The 16,850-nt window shown below is 64.9% G+C and carries 16 protein-coding genes; 9 read left to right on the top strand and 7 right to left on the bottom strand.

Features of this window, described 5'->3' with window-relative positions; translation table 11 throughout:
• Positions 1-33 precede the first annotated feature (33 nt).
• From FAY22_RS09055 to FAY22_RS09045, 3 genes are all read left to right on the top strand, one after another.
• Complete coding sequence (locus tag FAY22_RS09055) at positions 34-393, top strand: metalloregulator ArsR/SmtB family transcription factor (protein WP_146329906.1); 360 nt, start codon at positions 34-36, stop codon at positions 391-393.
• Between the two features lie 136 nt (positions 394-529).
• Positions 530-886 (top strand): carboxymuconolactone decarboxylase family protein, encoded by a 357-nt coding sequence (locus FAY22_RS09050; protein WP_146329905.1) that lies wholly within the window; start codon positions 530-532, stop codon positions 884-886.
• 54 nt (positions 887-940) lie between these two features.
• Positions 941-1,321 (top strand): rhodanese-like domain-containing protein, encoded by a 381-nt coding sequence (locus tag FAY22_RS09045; RefSeq protein WP_146329904.1) that lies wholly within the window; start codon positions 941-943, stop codon positions 1,319-1,321.
• A gap of 46 nt (positions 1,322-1,367) precedes the next feature.
• On the opposite strand, the gene FAY22_RS09040 is transcribed toward FAY22_RS09045, so the two are convergent.
• Together FAY22_RS09040 and FAY22_RS09035 are read right to left on the bottom strand one after the other, a co-directional pair.
• On the bottom strand, positions 1,368-1,904 hold the full coding sequence (locus tag FAY22_RS09040; protein WP_146329903.1) for a 4'-phosphopantetheinyl transferase superfamily protein: 537 nt from the start codon (positions 1,902-1,904) through the stop codon (positions 1,368-1,370).
• A gap of 112 nt (positions 1,905-2,016) precedes the next feature.
• The gene (locus FAY22_RS09035; protein WP_146329902.1) at positions 2,017-6,090 is read right to left on the bottom strand and encodes a Pls/PosA family non-ribosomal peptide synthetase; all 4,074 of its coding nucleotides are present in this window, start codon (positions 6,088-6,090) and stop codon (positions 2,017-2,019) included.
• A gap of 325 nt (positions 6,091-6,415) precedes the next feature.
• Here FAY22_RS09035 and FAY22_RS09030 point away from each other — a divergent pair, with 325 nt between their 5' ends.
• The gene (locus tag FAY22_RS09030) at positions 6,416-6,640 is read left to right on the top strand and encodes an excisionase (protein WP_146329901.1); all 225 of its coding nucleotides are present in this window, start codon (positions 6,416-6,418) and stop codon (positions 6,638-6,640) included.
• A 12-nt stretch (positions 6,641-6,652) separates the two neighbouring features.
• On the opposite strand, the gene FAY22_RS09025 is transcribed toward FAY22_RS09030, so the two are convergent.
• The gene (locus FAY22_RS09025; RefSeq protein WP_146329900.1) at positions 6,653-7,540 is read right to left on the bottom strand and encodes a LysR family transcriptional regulator; all 888 of its coding nucleotides are present in this window, start codon (positions 7,538-7,540) and stop codon (positions 6,653-6,655) included.
• A gap of 35 nt (positions 7,541-7,575) precedes the next feature.
• A complete protein-coding gene (locus FAY22_RS09020) occupies positions 7,576-7,914 on the bottom strand; it encodes a hypothetical protein (RefSeq protein WP_146329899.1) in 339 nt (112 codons plus the stop codon).
• A 29-nt stretch (positions 7,915-7,943) separates the two neighbouring features.
• Between FAY22_RS09020 and FAY22_RS09015 the strand changes: the two genes are divergently transcribed.
• The 3 genes from FAY22_RS09015 to FAY22_RS09005 all read left to right on the top strand — a co-directional run bounded on the left by FAY22_RS09015 (position 7,944) and on the right by FAY22_RS09005 (position 12,748).
• Positions 7,944-8,957, top strand: a complete 1,014-nt coding sequence (locus tag FAY22_RS09015; RefSeq protein ID WP_146329898.1) for a DmsE family decaheme c-type cytochrome — start codon at positions 7,944-7,946, stop codon at positions 8,955-8,957.
• A 30-nt stretch (positions 8,958-8,987) separates the two neighbouring features.
• On the top strand, positions 8,988-11,711 hold the full coding sequence (locus FAY22_RS09010; RefSeq protein WP_168204809.1) for an MtrB/PioB family outer membrane beta-barrel protein: 2,724 nt from the start codon (positions 8,988-8,990) through the stop codon (positions 11,709-11,711).
• A gap of 158 nt (positions 11,712-11,869) precedes the next feature.
• Positions 11,870-12,748 carry a LysR family transcriptional regulator gene (locus FAY22_RS09005; protein WP_146329896.1) on the top strand — a complete coding sequence of 293 codons (879 nt, stop codon included), beginning with the start codon at positions 11,870-11,872 and terminating at the stop codon, positions 12,746-12,748.
• 22 nt (positions 12,749-12,770) lie between these two features.
• Here the strand turns inward: FAY22_RS09005 and FAY22_RS09000 are convergent, their stop codons facing one another.
• Both FAY22_RS09000 and FAY22_RS08995 read right to left on the bottom strand, forming a co-directional pair.
• Entirely contained in the window at positions 12,771-13,637 is an 867-nt protein-coding gene (locus tag FAY22_RS09000; RefSeq protein ID WP_146329895.1) for a hypothetical protein, read from the bottom strand.
• A 68-nt stretch (positions 13,638-13,705) separates the two neighbouring features.
• Complete coding sequence (locus FAY22_RS08995) at positions 13,706-14,305, bottom strand: YceI family protein (protein ID WP_146329894.1); 600 nt, start codon at positions 14,303-14,305, stop codon at positions 13,706-13,708.
• Between the two features lie 379 nt (positions 14,306-14,684).
• On the opposite strand from FAY22_RS08995, the gene FAY22_RS08990 reads away from it, so the two are divergent.
• Both FAY22_RS08990 and FAY22_RS08985 read left to right on the top strand, forming a co-directional pair.
• On the top strand, positions 14,685-15,935 hold the full coding sequence (locus tag FAY22_RS08990) for a multidrug effflux MFS transporter (protein ID WP_246860715.1): 1,251 nt from the start codon (positions 14,685-14,687) through the stop codon (positions 15,933-15,935).
• Positions 15,932-16,495 (top strand): NADPH-dependent FMN reductase, encoded by a 564-nt coding sequence (locus tag FAY22_RS08985; protein ID WP_146329893.1) that lies wholly within the window; start codon positions 15,932-15,934, stop codon positions 16,493-16,495. The genes FAY22_RS08990 and FAY22_RS08985 overlap by 4 nt, the downstream gene beginning before the upstream one ends.
• 85 nt (positions 16,496-16,580) lie before the next feature.
• On the opposite strand, the gene FAY22_RS08980 is transcribed toward FAY22_RS08985, so the two are convergent.
• Positions 16,581-16,820 (bottom strand): CDGSH iron-sulfur domain-containing protein, encoded by a 240-nt coding sequence (locus FAY22_RS08980; protein ID WP_146329892.1) that lies wholly within the window; start codon positions 16,818-16,820, stop codon positions 16,581-16,583.
• Positions 16,821-16,850: the final 30 nt, after the last annotated feature.

Genomic DNA, 16,850 nt, shown 5'->3' with positions numbered 1-16,850 from the left:
AATGACGTCCTGACATGTAAGGTGAGTGCAACTATGGAAGGACTACCAATCGAAGCGCTGGGGCAGGTCGCGGCGTATTTTCAAGCCTTGTCGGAGCCCACGCGTCTGCGCATCCTGAGCCTGCTGCGCGAGGGCGAGCGCAACGTGGGGGAGCTGGCGCAGCTGTGCGACTACACCTCCGCCAACATCTCGCGCCATCTGGCGGTCCTGAGCAAGCACGGCCTGGTGGCGCGCGAGAACCGTGGCACCAGCGTGTATTACCGGATCGCCGACGAATCGGTCTACCAGCTTTGCGATCTGGTATGTGGCAGCATCGCGCGCCAGTTCGAGCAGTCGGCGCGCGAGCGCGAGGCGTTCGTGCAGAACGCGGGGCGCGCGAAGGAGCAGTCTTGATGCATGCCGTGCGCGCCCGGCGGCAAGGGCCGCTGCGCATGGCGCGGCCCGGTGATGCGAAAGTTGTCAGCGCCTTGTCCGTGGGCGCCAATGCAAAGCACGGGCCGATGCAACGCCGACTTCAGAGAGGAAAACAATGAGCTCGTTCCCGCCCGATTATCGCGAACTGACACAGTCCGTATCGAAAAACCTTGCCACGCTGCGCAGCGACATTCCCGATGTGATGAAAGGTTTCAGCGAACTGGCGCGGGCTGCGACGCGCGACGGTGCGCTCGACAAGAAGACCAAGGAGCTGATCGCGCTGGCGCTGGGCGTGGCGGCGCACTGCGATGCCTGCATCGGCTTTCACGTGCAGGCGCTGGTCAAGCTCGGCGCGACCAAGGCCGAGCTCGAGGAAGCGCTGGGAATGGCGGTGTACATGGGCGGCGGCCCGTCGCTGATGTATTCGGCGAACGCGGTCGCGGCGTTCGAGCAGTTTTCGGGCGCGGAGTAGGCCGGAGACGCTGATCCGGCGAAGTGCGGAATTTTAACGATTGAAAGAGTGAACATGAAAAATGCACACGACCTGGTGACTGCCGCCAAGGCGCGTATCCGGGAAATTTCGCCGGACGAAGCCGAGCAGGCGATCCGCGACGCCGACGTCTTGCTGGATGTGCGCGAGGCGGAAGAGTTCGCCGCCGGCCACATTCCCGGCGCGCTGCACATTTCGCGCGGCATGCTCGAATTCAGGATGAGCAGCATGCCGGAAATGAGTTCGCGCGACCTGAATATCGTTTTGTATTGCAAGACCAGCGGCCGGGCAGCGCTGGCGGCCTGCGCGCTGCAGGACATGGGCTACTCGCATGTAAAGTCGATCGCGGGCGGATTCGACGCCTGGGCTGCAGCGGGCAAATCCGTCGAGAAGCCGGCGCTGCCGCCGTTCGAGTAAGCCCGGATGCGGAGGGCGGGAAGGTAAGCGTCCCTCCGTGCTCCCTTCAAGCGCAAACAGCAAGCGTTCCGACCAGGCCCTCCGGCAAGGCGATGTCGCAAGTCCTGCAACATGCCAGCTGCTGTTCCAGTGCCGGGCTCCACTCCTGAAGCGGCATGGCGCGGCACTTCAGGCGCGCTTCGAGCCGTGTCCAGGCGCGTGCGAACGCTTCTGCCCGTTGCGCGCGCGGAAGATCGCCGATGCGCGCCGCGGCTTGCGGCCCGAGGTAATCATGCGCAACCGGTTCCCAGTCGGATAACCAGTCTATTTTCCTTTCGATACGCATCAGGTCGATGCCGACCGGGCCGTGCATATTGATCGCTGCCAGCGTGAGGCCAGGCTCGTGGCTGAGAGACAGGCCGACGCGGCAGTCCGGCAGGTCAAGCCGGAGCGGTTCGCCGGGGCGGGAAATCAGGGGGATGTCGCGCGGTGCGCGGTCGAGCAGGATACCCAGCGCTTCGCGCAGCGCATCGCGCGCCAGCTGGCGCGCGGCGTCGCGGATGGGAGTGTCGGGGGTGGCGATACTTAGTACTATCGGGCCCATGGGGCCGCCATCGGCGCTTGGCGCCCCGGCTCGCAATGAGCCGGGACCGTTCCACCGCCATGTTTCCAGCGCCGGGCGATCCGCGCCTTGTTGCGTGCCGCCGCTCAGCCGCTCAGCCACGAGCTGGCGCCGCCGGGCAGCCGCGCCAGCTCGAATTGGCCGGAATGAACTCGCCCTTCATCACCAGCGTCAGCGCGCCGACCTTCGCGCCGTCGGCCACGTTGGCGCTGAACAGCACGGCGCTGCGCGGACCCAGGTAGACGCCCTTGCCGATCGTGACCTGATCGATCTTCATGACCCGGTCCTCGAACAGGTGCGTCTGCGGGCAAGCCAGCGCATTGATCTCGCTGTAGTCGCCGATCTTCACGCAGTCGAATTCGGTAATGTCGGTGGTGTCCATGTACACCCCGCGGCCGATACGGCAGCCGAACAGGTTGAATGCCAGCGGCAGCATCGGCGTGCCGCGCAGGTAGCGCATGAAGTTGGGCACGGTGATGCCTTCGTACATGTTGGTCACCGCTTCCGACAGCCAAACGAACGGCGTCCACATCGGCTTGGTGGCGGCCTTGTAGCGGCCCAGCAGCAGCCACTTGAGCGCGGCGACGAACAGCAGCGTGCCGATGCCGAACAGCAGGCCTGCGATGGCCAGTTTCGAAATCACGTCGAACCAGCGGCCGGCACCGGCGACCGACATTACGTCCAGCACCACGGTATAGCCTACCGCGGTCACGATCGCATGCGGCGCGACGATGCGGAAGGTTTCGATGACGCCGCGGCAGACGCGTCGCAGCAGCGACGGGCGGAAGGTGAGCGATTCCGGGAAGCCGCTCAGTTGTTCGCGCGCCGGCAGGTTGATCGGCGGCGATCCGAGCCAGGTGTCGCCTTCGCGCATCTGGTCGTTGCGCGGCGTGCGGGTATGCACGCCGATCAGGGCGTTTTCCGGCAGCACGGTGCCATCCGGGACGTAGGCGCCGTTGCCGACGAAGCTGCGGCGCGAGATGACGGTGGGCTGCACCGACATCCAGCCGCCGTCGATCTGCTCGTCGCCCAGCATCACCGCGTCGGCGATGAAGGTTTCGTCGCCTAGCGTGAGCATGTCGGGCACCACGCCCAGCGCCGACGAAATCTCGGCATTGCGGCCGACCTTGGCGCCCAGCAGGCGGTACCAGAACGGCGCATAGATGGTCGCGTACACGCCGTGCAGGATGTTCAGGCTCGATTCCTGGATCTGGTTGACCAGCCATTTCCCGCAGTAGACGGCGCTATGCACCGGCCAGGAGCCGGCTTTCATGCGCGGCAGCACGGTCCAGCGGATGCCGGCCGAGATCAGCGCGGTGCACACGATCAGCAGCGCCGATGCCGGCAGCGCGAGCACGAAATACTTCACCATCAACAGCCACGGCGAGCTGGTCTGCATCCAGGCCAGGTGATCCGGATCGGAGAACCAGTCGATCAGCATGAAGCTCGGGAAGACCGGCAGGAAGAACAGCGCGGCGATCGCCAGCGCGCCCAGCAGGAAGAACATCGCTTCACCGGCCAGGCGCAAGCCCGAAACCTGCGGGCGCGCACGCAGCGAAGCCGGGTCGAACGGGCCGCTATCGCGCGCCGGCGAGCCGGTCCAGACGCGTTTCGCCGGCACGCGGGTGCCTTCACCGAGCGCCGACTGGCCTTCCAGGTGTCCGAAATTTTCGATTGCGGTATTGCCTTCGAGGACGGCGTACGAACCGACATAGGCATCATCGCCCAATGCGATCGTGCCCAGGCGCAGTTCGCCGTCCTGCACGCGCGCATTCTCGAAGTTGACCGCGTTGCCGATGCTGGCGCCGCTGCCGATGGAGAGCAGGTCGGGCGCGCGCAGCGTGATCGAGCCGATCAGCACCTCGTGCCCGATCTTCGCGCCCAGCGCGCGCAGCCACCACGTGTACAGCGACGAGCCGCCCAACAGATAGGTCGGCGCCGACTCGACCAGCCGGTCGGCCAGCCACCAGCGGTAGTAGGTCAGGCCCCACAGCGGATAGCGTCCCGGCTTAAGGCGGCCGGCGATGAGCCACTTGCCGGCGATGGCGATGGCGAATTCCAGCAGCGTCGCCAGCAGGAACACTCCGACCGAGGCGGCGATGGCGCGCGGGATGGAATCGCCCGGGTCGCCGGTAAAGAAATGGTAGGTGAAGAACGGTGCCAGCCACTGGCCCATGCGGATGGTGACCAGCACCGGCACCGCTGCCGCCTGCGCCGCGCCGCAAATCCAGCGCTTCAGCGCGGAGGGGCGGGCGGCCGGGGCAGCATCGGCTGCCTTGTCGGCGGTAGGCGCTTCAGGCGCTTGCGCGATGGCCTCGGCGATGCGGCCGATGCTGCGGTTCTGGTAGATGTCGCGCACCGTGACATGGGTGAAGCCGGGGTGCGCGCGCAGCGCCGATGCCAGCCGCGCCGCGAACAGCGAATGGCCGCCCAGGTCCGAGAAGAAGTCGGCTGCGCGCGTAATCGGCTGGCCGGGAAACAGGCTCGCCACGGCGGCAAACAGCGCTTCCTCGGCCGGCGTTTGCGGCATGTCCGAGCCATCGGCAGCAGTGACTGCGGCGAGCGGGCGCGCCTTGAGCACCTTGCGGTCGATCTTGCCGGAGATCAGGCGCGGCATTTCGTCGAGCATCTCGAAGTGCCCGGGCACCATGTAGGGCGGCAGGCATTCGGCCAGCGCGCCGCGCAGGTCCGCGGCGGACAACTTGGCGCCGCCTTCGGCCACGATGAAGGCGATCAGCTGTTCGATGCCGTCTTCCTTGCGCAACACGACCGCGGCCGTGCCGACGCCGGGCTGGCGCGCCAGCACCGCTTCGATTTCGCCGAGTTCGACGCGAAAGCCGCGGATCTTGACCTGGTCGTCAGTGCGCCCCAGGCATTGCACGCGCCCGTCGGCGTCGATGCGCGCCAGGTCGCCGGTGCGGTACAGCCGCGCATGGTGGCGGCTGTCGCCGGCCCACGGATTGGGCAGGAATTTTTCGGCGGTCAGTTCGGGGCGGCCGAGATAACCGAGCGCCACGCCCGGGCCGGTGATGCACAGCTCCCCGGTGTCGCCGCGATTCTGCAGCTGCATGCCGTTCTCGGTCGCCGGATCGATCACCAGCAAGCCGTAATTCGGAAGCGGGCAGCCGATGGTCACCGGCTCGCCGGCGCGCAGCTCCGCCATGCTGGCCGACACCGTCGCCTCGGTCGGGCCGTAGCTGTTGAACACCTGGCGGCCGGAGCGCGCCCAGCGCGCCACCAGCGCTTCCGGGCACATCTCGCCGCCCAGGTTGATCAGGCGCAGGCTTGGCACATCCTGCTCGAACAGCGCCAGCAGCGTTGGCACCGCGTGCAGGACCGTCACGTGATTGTTCGCCAGGGCGACCGGCAGCGCTTCCGGATCGGTCGCCAGCTCCTTGGGCGCGATCCAGAGCGTGGCGCCGATCAGGTAGCTGATCCAGATCTCCTCGAAGGACATGTCGAAAGCGACCGAAAAGCCCTGGTAGACACGGTCGTCTGCGCGGATGCCGAGCACGCTGTTTTCGCTGCGCAGGAAATGGCAGATCGCGCCCTGGCTGATCTCGATGCCCTTGGGCTTGCCGGTCGAGCCGGATGTGTAAATCACATAAGCCGGATGCGAGGGCAGCGCGCCGGCACGCCGCTGCAGCGGTCCCTGCGCCGGTTCGAGAAGTTGTTCGGCGGTCCACACGGGGCTGCCGAGCTCGGCCAGGCGCGGGGCGAATTCTGCGCAGCTGACGATGCCCGGCGATGTTGCATCTTCCAGACAGATTGCAATACGGTCAACCGGCGTATCCGCGTCGAACGGCAGCCAGGCGGCGCCGGTCTTGGCAATCCCCGCCTGCATGACCAGCAAGTCGATCCCGCGCGGCAACCAGAGGCCGATGATCTGCCCCGGGCGCACGCCGGCGGCGAGCAGTTTCGACGCGACGGTATCGGCGCGTTCGTTCAGTTCGCGGTAGGTGAGCGTCTGGTTTTCGTACATCAGCGCGGCCTGCTCCGGAACCCGGGCCGCGGTCGCTTCCAGCAGGTCGGCAAGCACTTCGTCGCGGATCAGGTCGGGACGTATCGGGCCGAGCAGGATGGGCTGGTCGCAGGCGGGCTCGCGGGCCGGTAATTCGGCGGATGGAGATAGGGCGGTCGGCGCGTCGTCGGCGAATGCGGAAATCATGGAGGGGGGAAGTTCGATTAATCTGCGTATAGTAGCGTCGTAGAGGCAATTGGGTTGACATGTGGCATGAATTTTTTTACGAATGTTGACGGTTTTTTCATGTAAAACATGTTCGTTTGCTAACGATTGTGTCGCCGGCGCATAAACCCTGGCCGGTGTGTCAATAGACAGGAAACAGTGATGTTCTCAGGCAGTGCTTTATCGGCAAGCGAGCCAGGCATAGACTGGGTACGTGCATTGGCAAGCGGAACCGGTTGCCGTACCCGCCGTCGAGCCCGCCGTCCTTCGCGGGATTCGAGCGGGGCAAGCTTCGGTATAGGGAAAAATGAAAGTCACACTGGAACTTCAATTGACGCGGCAGCCGCAAGCCTGTGCGGCGCCTGCCCGCCTCACGCTGCAAGCCTGGGCCGAGCAGGTTTTCGGCGAATACGCGCCGCGCTACAGCACCTTGCGCAAATGGGTGCTTGAGGGCTTGATCAGTCCCCCGCCGCAGAAGGATGGCTGGATCTGGCTGGTCGAGGCGGATGCCGAGTACAAGGGAAAGTTCTGAACCTTTGGGAGGCTACGCCGCCTCTAACGCCTCGCGCAGGAAATCGACAAACGCCCTGATGCGCGCCGAATTCCTGCCTTCCGCCGGATACACCGCGTAGACGTTGTATTCGGCGAAACGATATTCTTCGAGCAACTCCAGCAGCGCTCCGCTGCGCAAGTCGTCGGCGATCAGGAAGGTGGGTTGGATGGCGATGCCGCACCCGCCCAGGCATGCCTGGCGAATGACATCGCCGCTGTCCGAACGGAACACGCTTCTGACCGATACCGTGTGCTCGGCGCCGAACCGGACGAACTTCCAGGTGTCGCCGTAGGCGGCATGCGCGTAGCTCAGGCAATCATGTCCGCGCAAATCCTCGGGTGTTCGTGGCACCCCGCGCCGCGCCACATACGCGGGTGATGCGCTCACCACGCAGCGCACCGGCATAAGCTTCTTCGCGATCAGGTTGCTGTTGATGCCGGAGGCGACGCGGATCGCGATATCGAAATCGTTTTCGACGAAATCGACGAAGCGGTCCGAGCAGCAGATGTCGATCTTCACCTCGGGATAACGCTGCATGAAACTCGGCAGCAGCGGCGCCACATGGCGCAGCCCGAAGGAGGCCGGAATGCTGATGCGAAGCCGGCCCTGCATGGCAGCCTTCGACTGGCCGGCGAGTTCTTCCACGTGCGCGATCTTGTCGAGGATGTCGCAACAATGCTCGTAGTAGGTCTGCCCGGCTTCGGAGACGAGGAGCGCGCGGCTGGAACGGCGCAGCAGGGTTACGCCGAGATGGCGTTCCAAGTCGGCGATGTTGCGCGAGGTGGTGGCTGCCGAAATCCGGAGCTGTTCGGCTGCCTTCGCAAAGGAGCCGCTGTCGACTACCGCGCGGAACACCTGCATTGCCGCCAATCTGTCCATCTTGAAAACCGATCTCTTTATTCTGCATGGCGTCTTCAATGCGCGCCGATAACGCGTCCTGCTGCGTCGCGCATGAAGGACACGCGCATTATCTTCACGACTGCGGCGCGGATAAAGCGGCGAGCGGGAATGACACTATTTCCTGGACATTGATAATGGGATGACGGGGTTTTCGCTTGCCCGGTTATGGGAAATGCGGGCGCGAGGCAGCCAAAAATTCCTGCTTTCGGGGCGCGCGATACGTGCAGTCCCTGGCGTTTCTGATCTGGATCAATTCGGCGCAATAAGCCGCCTTGCATGCACCGAATGCAATGTTCGATTGCATTTTCTGAAAGTTTCACACTGGCAATTTTGACTGTTGGCGCGCGTAGCATGGCCGCACTTTCCTAATGGAGAAAAGGCCATGTTCAGATGTAAAAAAAAGACTTTCAGGATTTTGTTCGGCGCGCTGCTGAGCGCTACCTTGGCGATCGGATCGGCACTCGCCGCGAACGGCGCGGCCAGGCAGGCGCCGCTGCAGGTGGCGCAGGCAGACGCCGGTAAAACGCCCGCGCCGGCCGCAGCCGCAAAGAACGAGCCGGCCACCTATGTCGGCGAGCAGCGCTGCGTGACCTGCCACACGCTGGAGAAGGAACACTGGGCGCACACCACGCACGCCAAGGTGTTCCACCTCAATCCGAAGAACGAGCTGGAAAAGAAGGGCTGCGAGGCTTGCCACGGGCCGGGCTCGAAGCACTTGGAAAACGCGACCGACAAGACCGCGCTGATCGCCTTCACGCGCAACGGCGGCACGCCGATCGAAAAGCAGAACGGCCAGTGCCTGCAATGCCACAAGGGCGGCCAGCGCATCGGCTGGAGCGGCTCCATCCACCAGACCAGCCAGATGGCCTGCACCGACTGCCACAATCCGATGTCGAAGGCATCGTCCACCGGCCTGCTGGCGAAGAACAGCATCGCGGAGACTTGCTACACCTGCCACCAGCAGCAGCGCGGCGAATTCAACAAGCGGTCCCACATGCCGGTCAACGAGGGCAAGATGTCCTGCGTCGACTGCCACAACCCGCACGGCAGCCAGACGCGCCCGCTGCTCAAGGCCGACAGCCTGAACCAGCTGTGCTACACCTGCCACGCCGAGAAGCGCGGCCCGTTCCTGTGGGAGCACGCGCCAGTGCGCGAGAACTGCATCAACTGCCACAACGCGCACGGTTCGAACAATGAAAAGCTGCTCAACGTGCCGCGGCCCTTCCTGTGCCAGCAGTGCCATACCCATGTCCAGCACCCGAACGACCTGCTCACGCAAGGCAATACCGCCGCCGGAAGCATCCCGGACGCCCGCGCGCTCAACCGCAACTGCCAGAACTGCCACGCGCAGATCCACGGTTCGAACCATCCGTCCGGTGTGCGCATGCATCGCTGATCGGCTTTAGCCCGCTACGAGGATATGAATATGAAAAACTCGCAACTCGCGCCGCGCATGCTCGCGCTGGCCATCTCCCAGCTGTTTCTCGGTTCCTGCGCCTATGCCGACTCGGCGCTCGGCCCGGACACGGTGTTCGCCAACACGCTATCGCCGCGCGGCACTGTCTCGTCGTTGCCGCGCGACGAGCGCGGCAAGTCGCTGATGATTCCCGACCTGGAGCGCAGCCCCACCGGGCTGCTGTACAGCTGGCCGTACACCGCGCCGGAATATGTGCCGGCCGTCGACGGCTGGATGGCACGCTTTGCCGCCGAAATCGGCGCGCTCAACAAGGACGATCCGGTGAAGTCGGCCAAGTTCAACGAGCGCCGCGACTGGAGCAACGGGCTGCTGCTCAACAGCTTCAGCGTCGGCCTGGAAAACGAGGCGCAGGCGCGTTACCTGGATGTCTACGGCGGCGGCCTCACGCGCGACGACCAGTACCTGCGCGCCACCTACGGCCGCTACAACGATTACAAGGTCCGGGCCTACTTCAATGAAATTGCGCAGCCTTTCGGCGGCAATGCGCGCACCTTCTTCGACGGCGCCGGCAGCGGCAACCTGACGCTGCCGCAAGGCTTCGGCCTAGCACCGGGCGGCGCCGGTGCGGCAAACACGGCGGCGGCCAAGCAGACCGATGCGCTCAACCTGCGGCGCGCGCTGCACGGCGTCGAGCTCGGGCTGGACCGAAAGAAGGCCGGACTGGAAGTCGAATCGCGCGTCGGCGACCATAGCACGGTGCTGGTACGCTACAGCCAGGAGCGGCGCGAGGGAACGCGCCCGTTCGGCGGTACGATGGGCTTCGTCACCTCGGTCACGCCGGCAGGCGGCGGCGCCACCAACTTGCCGGGCGGGTCGGACATCGAAACCATCGAACCGATCGACTACCGCACGCACGACGTGCTGGCGAGCTGGCGCTGGGTGAAGGACGAACGGCAGGCGAACCTGACCTACACCGGTTCGTTCTTCCGCAACGGCATCAACACATTGACCTGGCAAAACCCGTTCTCGTCGGCGGCCGGCCCCGGCATTCTGAAGTATGGGCGCACCGACCTCGCTCCCGATAACGATTTCCACAACCTGAAGCTCGACCTTGCCCAAAGCGGGCTGCCGATGCGAGGGCAGGTCAACGGCACGTTCTCGATCGGCCGCATGACGCAGAACGACGACCTGGTCGCGCCGGTCGCCAATTCCGGCAACCTGGTGTCCACGCCGATTTCCTCGACCGGTGCGCCATTGGCGAACCCGACGCCGTTCACCAGCCAGGGCGTGGCGTCGTCCAGCCCGGTCTTGAACGCCGACTTGTGGAACACGACCGATGCGCTGAGCCAGAAGAGCGCCAACGCGCGCATCGATACCTGGCTCGGCCAGGTCGGCGGATCGATCCAGCCGACCGATGACCTCACGCTGCGCCTGAAGCTGCGGCGCTATGCGGAAGACAACAAGACCAATTATCTCGCCTACAATCCGCTGACCGGCCAGTACGGCTACGTGGCGCTGGACGGCGGCCTGTGGGTCAATGCCAAGGGCTACAGCGGCCTGTACAGCGACCAGACCGGCACCATTACCACGCCGTCGGGCAGCATCGACGTGGTGCGCAGCGTGTTCCCGATCCGCTATCGCAGCATTCCGTTCGACTACCGCAAGGACAATTACAACTTCGACACCGACTACCGCCTGGCGAAGCGCACCACCATGACCTTCGGCTACGAACGCGAGGAGTACGCGCGCGCCCACCGCGAACGCGACAAGACCTGGGAAGACCGCTTCCGGGTCGCGCTCAACAACCGCGACATCAGCTGGGCGACGCTGCGCCTGTCCTATGAATACGGCAGCCGCAAGGGCAGCGACTACAATCCGGATCCGTACGAGCAGTTCATCCTGAGCCCGGCCGTGGCATTGACTGGCACGCAAGGCTCGAACTCGGGCAACCTGATGACGCTGCCGCCGCATACCTTGGCCGACCTGCGCAAGTTCGACCTGGCCGACCGCAAGCAGCACGTGGTCAACGGCCGGCTGAACCTGATCCTGCGCCAGGACATGGACCTGATGCTGTCGGCCAAGCTGGTGGACAACGACAACGACGCGCCATATGGCCGCAGCATGGACCGCATCACCAGCTGGAACGCGGACTGGAGCTGGAACTTCAGCCCCAGCACCGGCGCCTATGCCCATTACAGCTTCCAGCGCGCGCGCCAGAAGCAGGCCAACATCAATGACGCGGTATCCGGTCCTTACGCGCTGGGCAACAGCGACGCCAGCGCCGGCGGCGCCAACTACCCGCTGGCCAATGCGTGGAGCGAGGCATTCCAGGACGTCAGCCATTCGTTTGGCGTCGGCGGCCGCCACGGATTCGGCAAGGCGATGTTCGAAACCAGCCTGACGATGACGCTGTCGCGCGTCGCCATCGGTTACGGATATGCCAGTGCGGCCGCGCTCGCCAATCCGGCGCTGGCGACGACCGCGGCTTCCGGCATGCCGGACAGTATCTATCGACAGAACGTGTGGGAAAACAGCCTGACCTACCGGGTGGCGAAGAACATGGCGTGGCGCTTCTACCATCGTTACGAGCAGGCGCGCTTCTCGGACTGGCACTACGACGGCTTGCAGAACGTGTACAACAACGCCGCCTTCCTCACCGCGGGACCGCAGGACTACAACGTGAACGTGGTGGGCGTGTTCTTCCAGTACACGCTCGGAGAAAACGGTAAGTAGTCTGGCTCGCCGCCCTTGCACAGCCGCTGCGCGTCAGCGGCTGTTTTTTTGTTAACTGCGCTGCCAGGCAGACTAGGGCGCGGTTGATCGCGGCGGTGCCGGCCACTACACTGGAAGCTTTCCTGCAAACAAGGCTTGACGTGGACACTTTGACCAGCATGAAGGTTTTTGCCGCGGTGGTCGACACCGGCAGCTTCGCGTCGGCCGCGGACCGCCTCGACATGTCGCGTGCGATGACCTCGAAATATGTCGCGCACCTGGAAGAGCATCTCGGCACGCGCCTGCTGCAGCGAACCACGCGCAAGCTGACGCTGACCGAATCCGGCGCCACCTATTACGAGCGCTGCGTGCAGATCCTGGCCGACATCGCCGAGGCGGAAGAGGGGGCGGTGCATCACACCGAGGCGCCGCGCGGCACCTTGCGCGTGACCATGCCCGTGTCGTTCGGCATCCTGCACATGGGGCCGGCGGTCACCGCCTACATGAAGCGCTATCCGGAGGTGAAGATCGATATCCTGCTCAACGACCGGCGGGTCGACCTGATCGAGGAGGGACTCGACCTTGCGGTACGCATCGGCTCGCTGCCGGAGTCGGGACTGATAGCAAGGAAGCTGGCGTCCGACCGCATCGTCATCTGCGGCGCGCCCGAATATTTCGCACAGCACGGCACGCCGAAGACGCCGGAAGACCTCGTCGGCCACAACTGCCTGATCTACAGCTATGCCGCCAGCGGCGATGAATGGAAGCTGACCGGCCCGGACGGCGAGCATGCGGTCAGAGTGAGCGGCAGCATGCGCGCCACCAACGGCGACATGGTAAAGCTGGCCGCACTGGGCGGGCTGGGCGTAATGCGCCAGCCCTTGTTCCTGCTGGCCGAGGAGTTGCGCAGCGGGCGCCTGGTGGAGGTGCTGCGCGAGTACCGCTTGCCGGAGATCGGCATCTACGCCGTCTACCCCAGCCGCAAGCATCTGTCCGCGAAAGTGCGCAGCTTCGTCGATTTTCTGGCGGCCGAATTCGCGCAAAAGAAGGAATGGTGAGCGTGCGCCGTCCGCGCGAGTTTCAATATCCTCCGGATTCCTGCGCGGTCTTCACCGCCAGCGCAATCGTGACCAGCACCGGAAGCGCGCTCAACACGGCGGCGCCGGCATGCGAGGCGAAGCTCGCGTTGCGCTGGCGCGCTCGGTCGAACGCCGCGACCAGCGGATCGGCCAGCAGGGCGCCAGCCAGCAATGCCACATAACCGAGCGGCAGGCCGGAATAAATATAGGCATTGAGCAGCAGCGAACCGAGCGCGAGCACGGCGACGCCGGCTGCCGCTCCGCCGAACGGCACGCGCATGCGCGGCATGTTGCACACCGCGACGGCGGCCAGCGCCGACGCCAGCGCGCCGCTCAACTGGCCGATCGCCTGACTGGAATCGAACATCAGCGTCAGCGCCGCGCCCCCCGCCACGACCATCAGCAGCAAAACAGGCGTGGGCCGGCTGGTGCTGGCACGCGACAGGTAGTTCCATGCGGCCGCCATCAGCAGACCGCCGGCGGCGATCGCGGCAAGTATCTTCACCATCCCCATGCCGGCTGCAGCCGGCCAGGCCACCACGAAGGCGGCGGCAAGCGAGAGTGCGACGCGCAGCGCGATGCGCACCGTCGCCTGCCCGGCAAGTTGCGCGCCAAGCGCTCCGGCGGCCCCGAACACGACGATCCAGGGCATCCAGTCCAGCGCCTGGTGCGGCGCCGGCGACCACTGTTCGTGAAAGACGGCAAAGTATGACGCCAGAAAGCCTGCGGCCAGCGCGAGCGCGGCGGCGGCGCCGGAAGCGCGCAGATTGCGTACATTGCGCAGGGCGGCCAGCACCGCCAATGCCGCCACCAGCGGCAGCAGCGCGCTTTGCAGGAACAGCGGAAGGACAAACGACAGGTCGGGCATGGCCGGCTCCTTGGGGGCGATGATCGGGGAAGAGGCCGGCTGCGCAGCGCCACGCCGGCCGCGGTGCCTTACTGCTTGACGGCTTCGATATTGATGTGCAGTTCGACCTCATCGGTGGCGGCCTTCGGCACACCGTAGTTCATGCCGAATTCGCTGCGCTTGATGGTGCCAGTGGCGACATAGCCGGCACGGGTTTCGCCCTTCATGCCGAGCCCGGAGCCGATCCGGCGCAGCTTCAAGGTGACCGGCTTGGTCACGCCGTGCAGCGTCAGGTTGCCGGCCACCGTACCTTCGCCGGCAGCGTTGAGCGTGACGGCGGTGGAGGCGAAGTTCATGGTCGGGAACTGCACCGCATTGAAGAAGTCCGGGCTCTTCAGGTGCTTGTCGAGCGCTTCGCTCCTCGTGTCGACGCTGTCGGTCTTGATCTCGACCTTGATCTTGCTTTTCTCCGGCGTGTCGACCACGAGATCGCCGTTCATGTCGTTGAAGCGGCCCATGAATCGGCTGATGCCGCCGGCATGACCGATTTCGAAATAGGCGACCGAATGCACCGGGTCGATCTTGTAGTTGCCGGCGGGAGCGGAGGCGGCGGATGCGAAGGCGGTAGCGGCAAGGCCGGCGGCCAGCAGGGCGGAAGTCAGGGAGCGGCGGACAATGGTAAGCGACATGATTGTGAATCCTTGAAAAAGTCGGTCGGTTGGTGAACGAAGTGCAGGGGCGTTGGGGACCCTGCATCAAACGTGGCTAACGCTGGCTGCATCGATGCGATCGCGGCGGGTTACCCGTGTTGTGACAACAAAATTCTATTTGTCTGCCCGAAGCAGATAAACGGCTGATACGGAACGACACCGTTTCATTATTGTTGACAATCGCTTCGGTTGATCCGAATCCGCCACCCCCAGCAACTCCGTTGTCAACAAAGAGGAAACAGTGTGCTTCCTGTCAGCTACTTTTTCTCCTGGCGCGATGCGCTTACAGTGCTGTCCCATCCGTCAAAGCGTTCATCGAACGGCTTACCAGAAAGGACCCGCCGGGCTCGAAAATCGAATGAAGCCGCTTCGCTCGCTCACGCTGATGCTGGCCGGCCTGGCAATGCTCGGTCCGTTCTGCATCGATACCTACCTGCCGTCGTTTGCCGCCATCGCGCGCGAATTCGGCATCGCGCCGGTCTTGGTCCAGCAAAGCCTGAGCGCTTACCTGCTGTGCTTTGCCGGCATGATGCTGTTTCACGGCACCTTGTCCGATTCCTTCGGCCGGCGTCCCGTCATCATCGCGTCGCTCGCGGTCTTCATCCTGGCTTCCGCCGGCGCCGCGCTGGCGCCCGATCTGGGCTGGCTGATCGTGTTTCGCGCGCTGCAGGGCTTGTCGGCCGGCGCCGGCACGGTGGTCGGGCGGGCGATGATCCGCGACCGCCTGGCCGACGCTCACGCGCAAAAGATGATGTCGGACGTGACGGTGGCGTTCGCGGTGGCGCCCGCCGCCGCCCCGGTGCTGGGCGGCTGGCTGCAGCTGTGGTTCGGCTGGCGCTCGGTGTTCGTATTCCTCGCGGTGTTCGGGCTCCTGATGTGCGTCATCTGCTGGCGCTCGCTGCCGGAGAGCCTGCCGGCGTGCGAGCGCCATGCGTTCCGTCCGCGCCGGATCCTGCGCGGCTACTGGTCCGCGATCCGGCATCCGCATTTCCTGCTGCTGGCGCTGGCGCTCGGTTTCGCGTCGATCGGCTTCTTCGTGTACATCGCGTCCGCGCCGCGCTTCGTGCTCGAAGTGCTGCATTTGCCGGTCACGGCTTTCGGCTGGCTGTTCGTGCCGCTGGTGACGGGCATGGTGGCCGGCGCATTCATCGCCGGCAGGCTGGCGCACCGCTGGCGCCCGGTGCGGCTGATCCGGCTCGGCTACCTGCTGATGGCTGCTGCGGCCCTGATCAATCTCGCATACAACCTGCTGTACGCGGCGCGGGTGCCGTGGGCGGTGGCGCCCCTGTTCCTGTACACCTTGGGCATGTCGCTGGCGTCGCCCAGCACGATGGTGCTGACGCTGAATGTATTTCCGGCCATGCGCGGACTGGCGGCCTCGCTGCAGTCCTTCGTGCAGGTGCTGCTGTTCGCGCTCGTGGCTGCGGTGATTGCGCCGCTGGCTGGCGGCAGCGCGTTGCGGCTGGCATCGTTCCTGGCGTTTGCCAGTTCCTGCAGCCTGGCTTGCCTGCTGATGCTGGCGGCGAGCATGCGCCTGCAGGCAAGCCACGCCGCCAGCCCTCATTCATCCGATCCGATCAATCCATCAAAACAGGGAGAACAAGCATGACCAAGCCTATTTACATCCTCGGCATTTCCGGCAGCCTGAGAAGGAAGTCGTTCAATTCGGCAGCCTTGCGCGCTGCCCAGGCGCTGACCCCGCCGGGCACCACGTTCGAGATCGCCGACCTGTCGGACATCCCGATGTATAACGGCGACGTGCACGAACAAGGCTATCCGGCGGCGGTGCAGGCGCTGCGCGCGCGGATTGCCGCGGCCGATGCGGTGCTGATCGCAACGCCCGAATACAACTATTCGATTCCCGGCCCGCTCAAGAATGCGCTCGACTGGGCGTCGCGCGCGCCGAGCCAGCCTTTCGACGGCAAGCCGCTGGCGATCATGGGAGCGACGGCGGGTGGCCTGGGCACATCGCGCGCGCAATATCACCTGCGCCAGGTATGCGTGTATCTGAATGCGCTCGTGCTGAACAAGCCGGAGGTGATGATTTCAGGGGCGAACGCCAAGTTCGACCAGGACGGCAGGCTGACCGACGAAGCGACGGCCGGGCAGATTCAAGGGCTGGTGCAGGCGCTGGCCGACTGGACGATCCGTCTCAAGGCCGCGGCCTGATTGTGGCGGCGATGCCCCGGCAGGCGGGGCATCGGGCAAGCATCCGATAAGGCCGATGCGGTGAAAGCGTATCGGCCGCAAGGGATCAGAGCTTCTGGTGCGCGCCGTCGCAGAAGGCGCCGTTGGCGCTCTGCTTGCAGCCGCAGAAGTAGAGCGTGGCGTTTTCTTCGGCGGTGAACTTTTGCGGCGCGAAGTCGGTGCCCTGATGGCTGCCGTCGCAGAACGGCTGCGCCTTGCTCTGGCCGCAGCTGCACCAGTAATAATCCTTGCCGCTTTCGACGTCGATGGCGTACGGCGATTTGGAAGCGATGTGCGGAGTGCCCATATGAACCTTTCGTGAAAAATCCGGTGATTG

The organism is Noviherbaspirillum sp. UKPF54 (assembly GCF_007874125.1).
Lineage (GTDB): Bacteria > Pseudomonadota > Gammaproteobacteria > Burkholderiales > Burkholderiaceae_D > Noviherbaspirillum.
The sequence above is the reverse complement of the archived record's forward strand: the minus strand, read 5'-3'. Positions and strand labels throughout refer to the sequence as shown.

What these genes read in the sequence shown, in the direction of transcription:
- FAY22_RS09055 (WP_146329906.1), top strand. Translation starts at nt 34, where the DNA reads ATGGAAGGACTACCAATCGAAGCGCTGGGGCAGGTCGCGGCGTATTTT.
- FAY22_RS09050 (WP_146329905.1), top strand. Translation starts at nt 530, where the DNA reads ATGAGCTCGTTCCCGCCCGATTATCGCGAACTGACACAGTCCGTATCG.
- FAY22_RS09045 (WP_146329904.1), top strand. Translation starts at nt 941, where the DNA reads ATGAAAAATGCACACGACCTGGTGACTGCCGCCAAGGCGCGTATCCGG.
- FAY22_RS09040 (WP_146329903.1), bottom strand. Translation starts at nt 1,904, where the DNA reads ATGGGCCCGATAGTACTAAGTATCGCCACCCCCGACACTCCCATCCGC.
- FAY22_RS09035 (WP_146329902.1), bottom strand. Translation starts at nt 6,090, where the DNA reads ATGATTTCCGCATTCGCCGACGACGCGCCGACCGCCCTATCTCCATCC.
- FAY22_RS09030 (WP_146329901.1), top strand. Translation starts at nt 6,416, where the DNA reads ATGAAAGTCACACTGGAACTTCAATTGACGCGGCAGCCGCAAGCCTGT.
- FAY22_RS09025 (WP_146329900.1), bottom strand. Translation starts at nt 7,540, where the DNA reads ATGGACAGATTGGCGGCAATGCAGGTGTTCCGCGCGGTAGTCGACAGC.
- FAY22_RS09020 (WP_146329899.1), bottom strand. Translation starts at nt 7,914, where the DNA reads ATGCTACGCGCGCCAACAGTCAAAATTGCCAGTGTGAAACTTTCAGAA.
- FAY22_RS09015 (WP_146329898.1), top strand. Translation starts at nt 7,944, where the DNA reads ATGTTCAGATGTAAAAAAAAGACTTTCAGGATTTTGTTCGGCGCGCTG.
- FAY22_RS09010 (WP_168204809.1), top strand. Translation starts at nt 8,988, where the DNA reads ATGAAAAACTCGCAACTCGCGCCGCGCATGCTCGCGCTGGCCATCTCC.
- FAY22_RS09005 (WP_146329896.1), top strand. Translation starts at nt 11,870, where the DNA reads ATGAAGGTTTTTGCCGCGGTGGTCGACACCGGCAGCTTCGCGTCGGCC.
- FAY22_RS09000 (WP_146329895.1), bottom strand. Translation starts at nt 13,637, where the DNA reads ATGCCCGACCTGTCGTTTGTCCTTCCGCTGTTCCTGCAAAGCGCGCTG.
- FAY22_RS08995 (WP_146329894.1), bottom strand. Translation starts at nt 14,305, where the DNA reads ATGTCGCTTACCATTGTCCGCCGCTCCCTGACTTCCGCCCTGCTGGCC.
- FAY22_RS08990 (WP_246860715.1), top strand. Translation starts at nt 14,685, where the DNA reads ATGAAGCCGCTTCGCTCGCTCACGCTGATGCTGGCCGGCCTGGCAATG.
- FAY22_RS08985 (WP_146329893.1), top strand. Translation starts at nt 15,932, where the DNA reads ATGACCAAGCCTATTTACATCCTCGGCATTTCCGGCAGCCTGAGAAGG.
- FAY22_RS08980 (WP_146329892.1), bottom strand. Translation starts at nt 16,820, where the DNA reads ATGGGCACTCCGCACATCGCTTCCAAATCGCCGTACGCCATCGACGTC.